Source organism: Streptomyces sp. NPDC025651 (assembly GCF_055558735.1).
In genome coordinates this window covers 339,331-352,240 of record NZ_JBVHLZ010000009.1, presented here as the reverse complement: position 1 = coordinate 352,240, position 12,910 = coordinate 339,331, and the positions used below count along the sequence as shown (strand labels likewise).

The following is a 12,910-nucleotide window of genomic DNA, read 5'->3' as shown; positions in this document are numbered from 1 at the left end:
ATGGGGTGACGCCGGTACCGTAGGAACTCCAGTCCAGTGGAGGTTCAAGTGCCTGTGGCCGACGCCACGTTCGGGATCGGCGACCTGGCACGGCTGACCGGCGTCCCGGTGCGGACCATTCGCTTCTACTGCGACGAAGGCATCGTCGACTCGGTACGCAGCACCGGCGGGCACCGCCGCTTCGACCGGGCCGCGGTGGAGCGGCTCGGTCTCGTCAGGCGGCTGCGCGGGCTGGGGCTCGGGCTGCCCTCCGTCCGGCGCGTGCTCGCCGGTGAGCACTCCGTGGCCGAGGCCGTCGCGGCCGAGCGGGCCGCGCTCGACGTACAACTCGCCGATCTGGCCTGGCGTCGGGCCTCGCTGCGCGCCGTCGAGGAGGCCGGCGGCCCCGCCGACCGCGCCGCCCGGCTCGACCTGCTCGCCGCCGTCCGGGGCGGGGACGCCGCCCGCGACGCGCTGATCGACTTCTGGAGGCGCACGATGGTCGCGCCGGTGTCCGACGCGATGCTCACCGCGTTCGTCACCCTGGCCGTTCCCGAGCCGCCCGCCGACCCGACACCGGCCCAAGTGGTGGCGTTCGCCAAGCTGTTCGCCCTGGCCGGAGACCGCGGGCTGAGTCGCGGACTGCTGGAGAGGGCGCACGCGAGCGCCGAACTCGGGCACGACGAGGACGCGTTGATGGAGGGGATCGGCGAGGCGTGCGCGCTGGCGGTGCCGATGGTCCGGGCGGGCGAGCCGCCGCGCGCGGGCGCCGCGCTCGACCGGTTCGTCGCGGCCCACGCCTCGGTCCGCCGCGCGCGCGACACCCCGCGGTTCAGGAACCGGCTGCTCGCCCACGTCGCCCCCGACCGCGACCCGCGCATGCGCCGCTACTGGCGCCTCGCGGCCGAGGCCGGCGGCGACCCGGTCACCCTCGGCACGTCCTACGTATGGCTCACCGACTCCCTCGAACACTCCGTGCGCTCCTCCTGAAATCCCTGCCGCGGCCACGGCCGGTTCACCCGCCGGCGGTCGGGCGACGCCCGGCGCGGAGAAGGGAGTTCACGAAGCAGGGCGCGGCGAACGACCGGTACCGCCCCGAGGACCAGTCGATCCGCATACTCCTGGTCCCAGCTGACTAGTCCGTTCGATCCCTCCCCCGCTCCTCTCTGTTACCGGCGGTCCGGCATGGCCGGATCGCCGTGACGCAGCGGGAATTACTCGCCCATTGTCCGACGCCCGGAAGCACGTGGAACGCGTGTAACGGCGCCCGGGATCCGGGGCCGAAGATGGCAGGAAACGCCTTGCGCCGCGCCGATCAGGTCCACCGTCCTGCATGGTCGGACTTTCTGCCGCGCACATGCCGGAGGCACAGTGTCCGAAAACCGTGGAGTGAGTTCAGGGCCCCCACGAACCTCTGGTTACGCGTGTGACTCATGTTGAGTGACGAACCATCAGATGGTTCACGCGCCTTTTCGGACAGACCCCGGACTTTCGATTTCTCGTTGAATCCCCACCGCCTACGGTTGTCGCTGTAGAGGGGCAGGCACTCACCATGCCGAGGAGATGACGGCTACGTAGCACCATTCGAGGGGGGATTCCGCGCGGCCTGCGCAGAACGCGCGCCGCAGGAACCGGCATTGCCGCCCGGTTCGACCAGCCGGGCGGCGGGCCTCTCTTTTTGGCGTGGAGCAGAACCGACCCGGCGCGGCCGCCTGCGCCGACTCAACCATGTTCGGATGACCCAGGGGCATTCCGAGGGGGGACCCTAGTGACGGAATCTCAGTCGAGCGATCCCGGGGCGGATCGAAGCGGCTTACTGCTCGAGGCCTTTGATCCACAGCATTTCCGGGAGAATTCAGAAACCGCTCTGGCGAAGTTGGAGAAGCATCTGTCCGACATGTCGATCAGAGGGCTCGAACTGATCGACCCGGCGAAGTTGTCGCAGGCCGCGAAGGGCCTGATGACGACCGAGCGCGAGAGCGTCGCCGCCTTCGACGAGGAGCGGCTCGCGGGGATCATCGACCTGTACATCAGGACGGGCATCCAAGTGCACTCCCCCGGCTACATGGGGCGACAGTTCTCGGGCGTCGTGCCGGTCGCGGGCGTCATCGACTTCGTGAGCTCCATGGTCAACCAGCCGTCCTCGTTCTACGAGGCGGGCCAGTTGCCCAACGTCGTGGAGCGGATCATGGCCGACGAGCTGAACCGCTTCATCGGCTGGGACCCCGAGCGCTTCACCATGCTGACCACGTCGGGCGGCTCCCTGGCCAATCTGACCGCCCTGCTCGCGGCCAGGAACGAGAAGCTGCCCGGCTACTGGTCGCAGGGCGGCTCGGCGGTGCGCGGCCAGCCCCGGCCCGCCATCGCCGTGGGCGCGGACGTCCACTACAGCGTCGCGCGGGCGGCCGGCGTGCTCGGCATCGGTGACGCACAGCTCGTCCGCCTGCCGCTCAACCGGCAGCAGCAGATCTCCGCGGGCGAGGTGCGCGCGACGCTGGAGGCCGCCGAGCGGCAGAACCTCAAGGTGTTCTGCATGGTCGCGTCGGCGGGCAGCACGTCGGTCGGCGCCTTCGACCCCATCGACGAACTCGCCGACGTGGCACGGGAGAAGGACATCTGGCTGCACGTCGACGGCGCGCACGGCGCGAGCCTGCTGGTCTCGGAGACGCTCCGCGAGAAGCTGCGCGGCATCGAGCGCGCGGATTCCCTGACCTGGGACGCGCACAAGATGATGTTCGTGCCCGCGCCCTGCACGATGCTCTTCTACCGGAACAAGGAGAACGCGCTCTCGGCATTCCGACAGAAGGCCAGCTACGTCTTCGACGAGGAACAGGACATCTACACCGCCTTTGACAGCGGGGGAAAGAACTTCGAGTGCACGAAGCGCCCGATGATCATGACCCTGTGGGCGCTGTGGGCCATTTACGGCAGGGCACTTTTCGCGGAGAAGATCGAGTATCTCTGCCAGTTGACACGGGACGCCCATGACGTCCTGAGGGCCGATCCCGACTTCGAGACCCTGCACCGTCCGGAAGCCAACATCCTGTGCTTCCGCTACCGTCCCGCCGACCTGGAGAAGAAGTACGGAAATGAGCCGGGCGGCAAGTTCGGCAAGAAGGAAGTACACCGCCTCCAGATCGCCATCAGGAACCGCGTGAAGTTCGAGGGAAACTTCTTCATCTCGAAGGTGAACGTCGACGGAGTCGCCGCTCTGCGCGTGGTCATGATGAACCACCAGATCACCGGCGAGCACTTCAGGATGCTGCTCGCCGAAATCAGAAGGACCGGGCAGGACCTGCTCGACAACGCACAGGGAACAGCAAGCGAACAGGGAACAGAAATTGCGTAGAGGGGACGGATGTTGAGCACATCTCACGCTCCACAGGCACCGTATGTTCCACCGCCCGCACCGGCGCCGAACGGCGCCCTCGAACTGGCCAACTGGCTCATCCCGGACTGGGAGCTGCATCCCGAGTCCGTCGAGGCCGTCGCCGTACTCCCCTCCTTCGCGAGCAAGATGCGCGAGTGCGAGCGGGTCTGCCAGACCCTGTACAGCGAGATCTCGCACGAGGTCCAGGACGCCCTCGTCCTGCGCCGCCTGCAGCAGATGGTGAACACCGTGATGCTCAACCCCCTGTGGCGCGAGCGGCTGCGCGGGGCCGGCGTCACCAAGGCCCCCCGGACGTACGAGGAGTGGCAGCGCGTCCCGCTGTCCGACAAGGACGTCCAGCGCGACTTCTTCATGGACACGCGGCCCGGCATGGTCGTCCCCCTGACCCGCGGCGAGTTCGAGATCGTGGCGAGCGGCGGCACCAGCGGCGGCAGCCCGCTCGAAGTCGTCTACTCCCTGCGGGAGTTGAAGGACACCTACGAGATCGCGGGCCGCTTCATGGGGGCGTACCAGCTCGCCGAGCACCTCGCGGGCGCCGACCCCAAGTGGCTGTTCACCACGCTGGCCGACTACCAGATGTGGTCCAGCGGCACCATGGTCGGCGGCGTGCTGCAGAACGTGCCCGGCGTCAACTACGTCGGCGCGGGGCCCGTCACCGCCCCCGTCCTTGAGCACATGTTCTCCTACCGGGGCCCCAAGGCCCTGATGGGCATCTCCGCGGGCATCGCGATCCTCGCCGAACTCGGCGCGGGCATGCGCAAGGAGTACCGCGAGAGCTTCCGCGTCGCCCTCTACGGCAGCGGCGTCCTGCCCCAGCGCAAGCGGGTCGAACTCCAGGCGCTGTACCCGAACCTGTCGATCCTCAGCTACTTCGCCGCCACCCAGGCGGAGACCATCGGCCTGCAGCTGGACGCCGCGTCGCCCCATCTGTCGGCGGTGCCGGGCCTGCACTTCATCGAGATCGTCGACGAGGAGGGGCGCCAGGTCCCCGAGGGCGAGGAGGGCGAACTCGTCGTCACGCGCCTGCACGCGCACGAGACCCCGCTGCTGCGCCTGAAGCTGGGCGACCGGATGATCCACCGGCCCCGCACGGACGGCCCCGGCCTCAAGACCCGGCAGTTCGAGTTCGCGGGCCGCACCGGTGACGTGCTGCACCTCAACGACAGCCAGTACTCGGCAGCCCGTGCCTACGCCTCACTGCGCGACGAGCTGAAGGCGGCCGAGGTGGTCGACCTGGACGCGGTGGCGCACGACATCCAGTTCGTCAACCACCGCGAGGGCAGGACGATCACGCTGTACGCGGCGGTGGACGACGTGCTCGGCCTCACCTACCGGGCGGACACGGTCCTTGGGCCCTACGGCCTGCAGCAGGTGTTCGTGAACGCCCTGCCGCGGGCCCTTTCGCTGTTCAACCACGGCGAGGCGAACGCCGCGTCGATCGAGAAGACCGGCTACACCCTCCGGCTCAAGTTCGTGCCCAGGATGTCCGCCGAGATCGAGCGGACCGCGGTCGGAAAGGTCCCGCTGGTGCGGGACCGCGGCTAGGCGCGGGGCACCGCGCGCAACCACCAGGTGCGAGGACAGGAGTGGAATGACCGTGAGTGGATCGAAATCGCAAGTGAACATCATCGCTGTCGTGGACGTCATCGGGGCCCTGTCGATCAAGTCGCTGCTCGACGGCAATCTCTGCATGGTGGACGACGGGGCGTTCAACAGCGCCCACCAGGGGACGCCGAATCTCGTCACCGTCGTCAAGCCGGGGCAGGTCGTCTCGTGGACCGCGCTCGCCGTGGACCTGCAGACGCCGGTCGAGATCAAGAACATCTCGTTCCTGCCGGGCAACGGCCAGACCGGCGCGGGGGCCCAGGGCGCCGCCTCGTACGGAACTCCCCAGCAGGGCGCGGCAAGGGGGCCCGTCCCCGGCGCCTCCGGGCCCGGAGGCGCCGGGCCCGGAGCCCCCGGGCCCGGAGCCCTCGGGCAGCCGTCCTACGGCGCCGCCCAGTCGGCGCAGGGCGGCGAGCAGACCCACGGGGACCCGGCCAGCGCCAAGCTCGACCTGGACGTGTGGACGGGCGTGGTGCCGCACTGGATGGCGCGGGGCGTGCCCTACCAGTACCGGCTCGAGGTCCAGATGTACGACGGCTCCAACAGCATCATGCACATCGACTCCCCCGCGCTGTTGTGCCAGTAGCGGCCGACACCACGACGGGAAAGCCGGGAACGACGACGAAGGCGGAATCATGCCCCAACAGTTGGCGATCATCGTGCTCGTGGACGTCGGCAATGCGCTGGAGTCCAACACGCTCGACGGCAACACCTATCTGTTCGACAACATGAAGCTGCACGGCTCCACGAACCAGGGCACCGGCGAGCTGGTGACCGCGATCCACGGCTCGTACTGGCGGGACGGCTCGCAGGCCAGCGAGCAGGTGCTCAACTGGCTGCCGTACAGCCTCGGTTCGATCCCGCCGACCGTGCCCCGCGGCTACGAGGTCGAGCGGGCGCGGCAGAGCGACGAGCAGGCCCTCGCCGAACTGCAGGAACTCGCGGCCAAGTCCACGGTGCCGAGCGCCGACGCGACGGCGGAGCTCAACCGCATCCGCAGGAGCGTGGGCACCCGCGTCAAGACCACGCGGCGCACCCGCGGCCGGCTGTCCGGCCAGAAGATCGTGGACGTCACGGGCCAGGTCGTCACCGACGACGCGACGGCCGCGCACAGCTACCCGGCGCCCGTGATCACGGACATCTACGGCGAGGCGGTCGACGCGAAGATCATGTACCCGGCGGAGTACGGCTCGCCGGACATGGTGACCGACGGCTGGTACTGGTCGGCGTCGGTCGACACGTCCCGCCCGGGGACGTACTCGTACACGATGCGCATCCAGCTGCACAAGCTGGCGCAGACGAACGGCGAACTCCGGTGGGACCCGGTCAACCTGACCTGTACCTCGTCGCTGCGGATCACCTCCGAGCCGCGGCGCAACGCCTTCACCAAGGCGGGCATCGGCCCGCTGCCCATCCCCCAGACGCCGCCGCCCGCCCGCGGCGCCTGACCCCACCGGACGAGGAGGACCAGATGACCACCAAGCCGAGGCGGGAAGTGGCCGCGAAGCGGCCGATCTCCATCACCGCCGTCGTGGATGCCGTGGGCGCGCTCGCGGCCGGCGACATGAACGGGCACCTGTACATGTACGACACGAACAAGTCCGGCGGCTCCACCGGGTTCGGCAGCGAGGAGCTGCAGACCAGGGCCCGGCGCGGCGACCAACTCCTGTGGAACTGCCTGGCGTTGGAGTGCGAGGCGTACGTCGCCATCGACGGCATCATCATCGACCCCGACGTCTGCGAGCCGGAGCGGAAGGTGTACCCGGGCACCGACGTCGCGTACTGGACCGGCACGGTGAAGAAGGACGCGGGGCCGATCACGTACCAGATCAAGTTCAAGCTGGGCACGAGGGACGAACCGATCACCACCACCCTGTCGTCGGCCATCATCGGCTGACCGAGCAGTCATGACGGCGTACGCGAAGGAGGCACGGTGAGCACGAGCACGCACACCGGCGCGCAGCAGTCCGGCGCGCAGGAGAAGCAGAATCCCGGCCAGCTGAACTCGGTCCAGCTCAACATCGTGACGCTCATCAACATGGAGCGGGCGACGGAGACGGGCTCGCTGAGCGACTCGATGTACATGATGGACAACAGCATCGGCGGCAAGGGTCAGGGCACGTCGTCGCTGGAGACCGTCTGCAAGCAGGGGCAGGTCATCAACTGGATCGTGCGCCCCATCGACATGGAGAAGCGGCTCGACGGCACCTGGCCGCCCATGCCGAAGATCAACAACATCGTCTTCCTCGACACCGAGGTGGGTGACGAGGAGGACGTGGCGGAGCGGAGGATCTTCAACGAGCTGAAGATCTACGGCGGCCCCGACCGCACCCGGGACAAGTTCACGCCCGTCTACTACTACTGGGCGGGCACGGTGATGAGCACCGCGAAGCCCGGCCTGTACCGGTACCGGCTCGTGCTGGAGCTGGAGCAGGAGCGCAAGAAGGAACGGCTGTACCTGAACACGGCGATCCACCCGTCGATCAGGGTGATCCCGGTCGGGGGCTGAGGGACACCCGGCTCCCGAGGGGTACCTGGCACCACCCCAAGACGGTGCCCAGGCCCAGCGACGTGATCGTTCCGCCGGACCACAGTGGTGGTCATGACGGAACAGACGCAGCACACACGGAGCAAGGCACAGCGCACGGAGCCCGGCCACCCCTTCCTGGAGGGCGCCTACACGCCCGTCCGGGAAGAGGTGACCGAGTTCGACCTGCCGGTGACGGGCCGCATCCCGAGGGAGCTGAACGGCCGTTACCTGCGGGTCGGTCCGAACGCCCTCGGCGTCGAGGACCCCAAGGCGCACCACTGGATGCTCGGCGAGGGCATGGTGCACGGGGTGCGGCTGCGCGACGGCAGGGCCGAGTGGTACCGCAACCGCTGGGTCCGCTCGGCTTCCGTGGCACGGAAGTTGGGCGAGCCGTACCCCTGGACCGTGCCCGAGGGCGACTTCGCGCCGAACACGCACGTCATCGGCTACAAGGGGCGCGTCCTCGCGCTGCAGGAGGCGGGGCCGAGGCCGTACGAGCTCGACGGCGAGCTGAACACCGTCGGCCCGTACGACTTCGAGGGGACGCTGGACGGGTCGTTCATGTCGCACACGAAGTTCGACGCGGCGGCCGACGAACTGCACGCCGTCACCTACCACCCGACGTGGGACCACGTGCGCCACCTCGTGCTCACCGAGTCGGGCAGGGTCACGCGGACGACGCGGATCCCGGTGGCGGACAGCCCGATGCTGCACGACTTCGCGCTCACCGAGCGGTTCGTGGTGATCCTCGACATCCCCGTCACCTTCGACCGCGGGGCCGCCGAGGCCGGCGCGCCGGTGCCGTACGCCTGGAACGAGGCCCATCCGGCGCGGGTCGGGGTGATGGCGAGGGGCGGCGGCCCGGTGCGGTGGTTCGAGACGGAGAACGTCTACTACTCGCACACCCTGAACGCGTACGACGACGGCGACCGCGTGGTCGTCGACCTCACCGCCTTCCCGGCCCCGTTCCTGGTGGGCGGCCGCGGCTCGGGCGGCCCGGCGGCCAGCGGCACGCCGTCCCTGGAGCGCTGGACGATCGACCTGACGGCGGGCCGCGTCCGCACGCGGCGCGTCGACGACCGCCCGCAGGAGTTCCCGCGGATCAACGAGTCGCTGGTCTCGCGCAGGCACCGGTTCGGCTATCTGGCCTCGACGGCCCCGCTGTACGAGGGGTACGACTTCGTCGACGGCAGGCCGGGCGGCCGGGCGTACGACAACGCCCTGATCAAGCAGGACCTGGCGAAGGGCACGGCAGAGGTGCACCGGCTGCCGAGGCACGCCACCGCGGGGGAGGCCGTGTACGTCCCCGCGCAGGACTCGGCGGCCGAGGACGACGGCTACGCGATGGCGTACGTCGCCGACCCCGAGCGCGGCGCGACGGACCTCGTGATCCTCTCCGCGCAGGACTTCACCGGGGAGCCGCTCGCCCGGATCCATCTGCCGGGGCGTGTGCCGATGGGGCTGCACGGCAGCTGGGTCGCGGACGCGTCCTGAGCCGGGGCCACGCCCGGCCGAGCCGGGGGCCGGGCCCAGGGGCGAGCACTATGAACGGGCTGTATACGCCATGTGTATAGTGCTCGTATGCCTGCCGTGAACATGCCTGCCCCGAACAAGACGACGCGCTCGCCCAAGAGGTTGCCTCGCACCGCCTCCGTCCTCGCGGCGGGGGCCGCCCTCACCCTCGCGCTGACCGGGTGCACCAAGCTCGACACCACCTCGCCCAGCACCGTCCGCAAGGACGCCGCGGAGGCGAAGGCCGCGGACCAGGCGAAGTTCGGCACCGTCGACTGCCGCAAGGCCAAGTGCGTGGCCCTGACCTTCGACGCGGGCCCCAGCGAGAACACGCCGAGGCTGCTCAAGATCCTCAAGGAGAAGGAGGTCCCCGCCACCTTCTTCACGCTCGGCAAGAACCACATAGAGAAGTACCCCGAGCTCGTGAAGCAGATGGACGCCGAGGGGCACGAGGTCGCCAGCCACACCTGGTCGCACAAGATCCTGACGAAGATCGACGCCAAGGAGGCGCGCAAGGAGCTGGAGCGCCCCAACGAGGCGATCGAGAAGCTCATCGGCAAGAAGCCGACGCTGATGCGCCCGCCGCAGGGCCGCACGAACGACGACGTGAACAAGCTCTCCAAGGAGCTCGGCCTCGCGGAGGTCCTGTGGACCGTCACCGCCAAGGACTACACGACCAATGACTCCAAGCTGATCGAGAAGCGGGTGCTCGACCAGACCAAGCGCGACGGCATCATCCTGCTGCACGACATCTACAAGGGCACCGTGCCCGCCGTGCCCGGCGTCATCGACGGGCTGAAGAAGCGGGGATTCGTCTTCGTGACCGTGCCCCAGCTCCTTGCCCCCGGCAAGGCGGAGCCGGGCAAGATCTACCGCTAGGCCACGGAGCCGCTCGTCACCACGTCAGGTGCAGTTCCTCCGGTGAGCGGTGGATCATGGTCGGCCGCATCGTGACCGGCGGCCGGCCCTCGTCGATCCGCAGCCCCGGCAGACGCCGCGTGAACAGCTCCAGGGTGATCCTGAGCTGCCCGCGGGCGAGCTGGGCGCCGGGGCAGCCGTGCGGGCCGAGGCCGAACGCCAGATGACGGGCGTCCTGGCGGCGCGTGATGTCGAAGGCGTCGGGCCGCGCATGCCGTGCCCCGTCGCGGCCCGCCGCCCCGAAGGCCACCAACAGGGCGGCGCCTTCCGGGAGTTCGGTGCCCGCCAGGGTGAGGGGACGGGTGGTGACGCGGCGGAAGGCCTGCACGGCGGTGTCGTGCCGGGCGGCCTCCTCGATCGCGGCGGGAATCCGCTCGGGCTGTTCGCACAGCAGCTTCCACTGGCTCGGGTGGCGCAGCAGATGGAAGAGCGTGGTGCCGATCAGGGCCGTGGTCGTCAGATGCCCGGCGATCAGGAAGTTCGCCAGCTGCGCGACGACCTCGTGGCGCTCGTCCAGGGAGAGCGGCTCGTCCGCCGGGCCCGGCGCGAGCGAGGTGACCAGCTCCGTGCACAGGTCCTCGCGCGGCGCGGCCCTGCGCTCCCGGGCCAAGGCGTCGAGCACCGTCTGCCCGGCCACGATGTCCCGCGCCGCGGCCACCTGCTCCGCCTCGGCCATCGGCCGGAACACCAGCTCCTCGGTACGGCGCCCCGCGCGCACGGCGGTCGGCACGTCCTCGGGGGCGATCCCGACGAGCCTGCCGATGACGTCGCCGGGCAGCCGTCGCGCGTACGCCGCCATCAACTCCACGCGCCCGTCCGGCAGGAAGCCCTCGACGAGCGCCTCGGCCCGCTCCCGCGCGTACGGCAGTACGTTCGCCACGCGCACCGCCGACAGACCGCGGACCAGCGGCGTGCGCAGCCGCCGGTGCGCTTCGCCGTCCGCGCCGACGACGACCTGGCGGCCGCCGAAGCCCTCCGCCAGGACGGCGAGCGCGGCGGGCGAGGGGCGTACGTCGCCGCGCAGCACATTGGCCGACGAGAAGTCGTCGGGCCGCCGGAGCACCTCGCGCACATCGGCGTCGCGGGCCACCAGCCAGGCGTCGAACTCGGGGACGAAGGTGAGCCCCTCGGCTCGGCGGGCGCGGTCGTAGAGCGGATAGGGGTCGCGGGTCAACACGGCGAGCCTGTCGTGCGGTTGAGGATCCACGGGGCCTCCGGGCAGCGGCGCGGCTGCGGTGTCCCCCCATCGTGACGGGGCCACCGGCGGGGCGGAAGAACGCATCCGGCCGTCACCTGGCACGCTCATGGGTGTGGCCCTCTTCCAGTTCACCAGGCCGACGTCCCTGCCGGCGGCCGAGGCGTGGCGCCGGCTGACCACGTGGGAACGGCACGCCGACGTCGTCCCGCTCACCCGCGTCACCGTCCTGACTCCCCCGCCCACGCACGTCGGCACGGTCTTCGTGGCCCGCAGCGCGCTCGGCCCCGTCGGCTTCGACGACGTGATGGAGGTCGTGGCATGGACCCCGCCGACCACCACCGCCCCGGGCCGCTGCCGCCTGGAGAAGCGGGGCACGTTCGTGACGGGCTGGGCGGAGATCGAGGTGCACGAGGGTTCCGCGGGGGCGCGGGTCGTCTGGCGGGAGGACCTCAGGGTGCGGTGGCTGCCCGAGTGGTGCGACGGGGCGCTTTCAGCGGCATCCCGCCGAGTGTTCGCCCGAGTGGTCGACCGCCTGACGGTGGACGCCCCTTGAGGGGCGCGGGGAACTGCGCGACCAGCCACATCCGACCCGCGGTCGGCGAACCACCTGTCACGCCACGGATCCGATCCGCCCAGAAGGCCCCCGCGTCCCCTCGTGATGGATGGGCGTGTGGGCCCCGGCCAACGAAACCCCGCTCCCGCCACGGCGATTGGCGACGATCTCCGAGGCGATGGACAGCGCGGTCTCCTCAGGCGTACGCGCGCCGAGGTCGAGCCCGATGGGCGACCGGAGCCGCGCCAACTCCAGCTCCGTCACGCCGACTTCCCGCAGGCGTTCGTTGCGCTCCACATGGGTGCGGCGCGAGCCCATCGCGCCGACGTAGGCGACGGGCAGGCGCAGGGCGAGCCGCAGCAGGGGGACGTCGAACTTGGCGTCGTGGGTCAGGACGCACAGCACGGTGCGGGCGTCGACCTCCGTGCGCTCCAGGTAGGTGTGGGGCCACTCGACGACGATCTCGTCGGCGTCGGGGAAGCGGATGGGCGTCGCGAAGACGGGGCGCGCGTCGCACACGGTCACGTGGTAGCCGAGGAACTTGCCGATCCGCACCAGCGCGGAGGCGAAGTCGATCGCGCCGAACACGATCATGCGGGGCGGCGGGACGCAGGACTCGACGAGGACCACCAGCGGCTGACCGCACCGCGAGCCGTCCTCACCGATCTCCACGGTCGCGGTGCGCCCGGCGTCGAGCAGGGCGCGGGCCTCGCCCGCCACGGTGCGGTCCAGTTCCGGATGTCCGCCGAGGCCGCCCTCGTACTCCCCCGAGGAGCGGACGAGCAGGGCACGGCCGAGCAGTTCGGCGGGCCCCGACGTGACGCGCGCGACCGCCGCCGCCTCCCCCACGGAGGCGGCGGCCAGGGCGGCGCCGAGCACCGGACGGGCCGCGGCGTCCGCGCGGACCGGGGTGACGAGGATGTCGATGACGCCGCCGCAGGTCAGCCCCACGGCGAAGGCGTCGTCGTCGCTGTAGCCGAAGCGTTCGAGCACGGTCTCGCCGTCCTCCAGCGCCTGCCTGCACAGTTCGTAGACGGCGCCCTCCACACATCCGCCGGAGACCGAACCGATCGCCGTGCCCTCGCTGTCGACGGCGAGCGCGGCGCCCGGCTGCCGGGGCGCGCTCCCGCCGACCGCCACCACGGTGGCGACGGCGAAGTCACGTCCCTGCCCGACCCACCGGTTCAGCTCGTCGGCGATGTCCAGCATCTCGGCCTCCTCAAG

The 12,910-nt window shown here is 70.3% G+C and carries 12 protein-coding genes; 10 read left to right on the top strand and 2 right to left on the bottom strand.

Features of this window, described 5'->3' with window-relative positions:
- Positions 1-48 precede the first annotated feature (48 nt).
- The 9 genes from ACZ4D5_RS30255 to ACZ4D5_RS30215 all read left to right on the top strand — a co-directional run bounded on the left by ACZ4D5_RS30255 (position 49) and on the right by ACZ4D5_RS30215 (position 9,896).
- Complete coding sequence (locus tag ACZ4D5_RS30255) at positions 49-969, top strand: MerR family transcriptional regulator (RefSeq protein ID WP_467775613.1); 921 nt, start codon at positions 49-51, stop codon at positions 967-969.
- Positions 970-1,876: 907 nt separating this feature from the next.
- Positions 1,877-3,328, top strand: coding sequence for a pyridoxal phosphate-dependent decarboxylase family protein (locus tag ACZ4D5_RS30250; protein WP_467775612.1), 1,452 nt, complete (start codon positions 1,877-1,879; stop codon positions 3,326-3,328).
- Between the two features lie 12 nt (positions 3,329-3,340).
- Entirely contained in the window at positions 3,341-4,915 is a 1,575-nt protein-coding gene (locus ACZ4D5_RS30245; protein ID WP_467775611.1) for a phenylacetate--CoA ligase family protein, read from the top strand.
- Positions 4,916-4,988: 73 nt separating this feature from the next.
- Entirely contained in the window at positions 4,989-5,561 is a 573-nt protein-coding gene (locus ACZ4D5_RS30240; protein ID WP_467775610.1) for a hypothetical protein, read from the top strand.
- A 49-nt stretch (positions 5,562-5,610) separates the two neighbouring features.
- Positions 5,611-6,423: a hypothetical protein gene (locus tag ACZ4D5_RS30235; protein ID WP_467775609.1), complete on the top strand. Its 813-nt coding sequence runs from the start codon at positions 5,611-5,613 to the stop codon at positions 6,421-6,423.
- Between the two features lie 23 nt (positions 6,424-6,446).
- Positions 6,447-6,872: a hypothetical protein gene (locus ACZ4D5_RS30230; RefSeq protein WP_467775608.1), complete on the top strand. Its 426-nt coding sequence runs from the start codon at positions 6,447-6,449 to the stop codon at positions 6,870-6,872.
- A 36-nt stretch (positions 6,873-6,908) separates the two neighbouring features.
- Positions 6,909-7,484 carry a hypothetical protein gene (locus ACZ4D5_RS30225; protein WP_467775607.1) on the top strand — a complete coding sequence of 192 codons (576 nt, stop codon included), beginning with the start codon at positions 6,909-6,911 and terminating at the stop codon, positions 7,482-7,484.
- A 93-nt stretch (positions 7,485-7,577) separates the two neighbouring features.
- On the top strand, positions 7,578-8,999 hold the full coding sequence (locus ACZ4D5_RS30220; RefSeq protein WP_467775606.1) for a carotenoid oxygenase family protein: 1,422 nt from the start codon (positions 7,578-7,580) through the stop codon (positions 8,997-8,999).
- Positions 9,000-9,086: 87 nt separating this feature from the next.
- A complete protein-coding gene (locus tag ACZ4D5_RS30215) occupies positions 9,087-9,896 on the top strand; it encodes a polysaccharide deacetylase family protein (RefSeq protein ID WP_467775605.1) in 810 nt (269 codons plus the stop codon).
- Positions 9,897-9,912: 16 nt separating this feature from the next.
- On the opposite strand, the gene ACZ4D5_RS30210 is transcribed toward ACZ4D5_RS30215, so the two are convergent.
- The gene (locus ACZ4D5_RS30210) at positions 9,913-11,142 is read right to left on the bottom strand and encodes a cytochrome P450 (RefSeq protein ID WP_467775604.1); all 1,230 of its coding nucleotides are present in this window, start codon (positions 11,140-11,142) and stop codon (positions 9,913-9,915) included.
- Positions 11,143-11,245: 103 nt separating this feature from the next.
- Between ACZ4D5_RS30210 and ACZ4D5_RS30205 the strand changes: the two genes are divergently transcribed.
- Positions 11,246-11,686, top strand: a complete 441-nt coding sequence (locus ACZ4D5_RS30205; RefSeq protein WP_467775603.1) for an SRPBCC family protein — start codon at positions 11,246-11,248, stop codon at positions 11,684-11,686.
- A 57-nt stretch (positions 11,687-11,743) separates the two neighbouring features.
- Here ACZ4D5_RS30205 and ACZ4D5_RS30200 read toward each other — a convergent pair whose 3' ends face one another.
- Positions 11,744-12,895, bottom strand: coding sequence for an XdhC family protein (locus tag ACZ4D5_RS30200; protein WP_467775602.1), 1,152 nt, complete (start codon positions 12,893-12,895; stop codon positions 11,744-11,746).
- Between the last annotated feature and the right edge of the window lie 15 nt (positions 12,896-12,910).

Coding starts and splice junctions, on each gene's coding strand:
- ACZ4D5_RS30200 (WP_467775602.1), bottom strand. CDS start 12,895: ATGCTGGACATCGCCGACGAGCTGAACCGGTGGGTCGGGCAGGGACGT.
- ACZ4D5_RS30215 (WP_467775605.1), top strand. CDS start 9,087: ATGCCTGCCGTGAACATGCCTGCCCCGAACAAGACGACGCGCTCGCCC.
- ACZ4D5_RS30220 (WP_467775606.1), top strand. CDS start 7,578: ATGACGGAACAGACGCAGCACACACGGAGCAAGGCACAGCGCACGGAG.
- ACZ4D5_RS30250 (WP_467775612.1), top strand. CDS start 1,877: ATGTCGATCAGAGGGCTCGAACTGATCGACCCGGCGAAGTTGTCGCAG.
- ACZ4D5_RS30230 (WP_467775608.1), top strand. CDS start 6,447: ATGACCACCAAGCCGAGGCGGGAAGTGGCCGCGAAGCGGCCGATCTCC.
- ACZ4D5_RS30235 (WP_467775609.1), top strand. CDS start 5,611: ATGCCCCAACAGTTGGCGATCATCGTGCTCGTGGACGTCGGCAATGCG.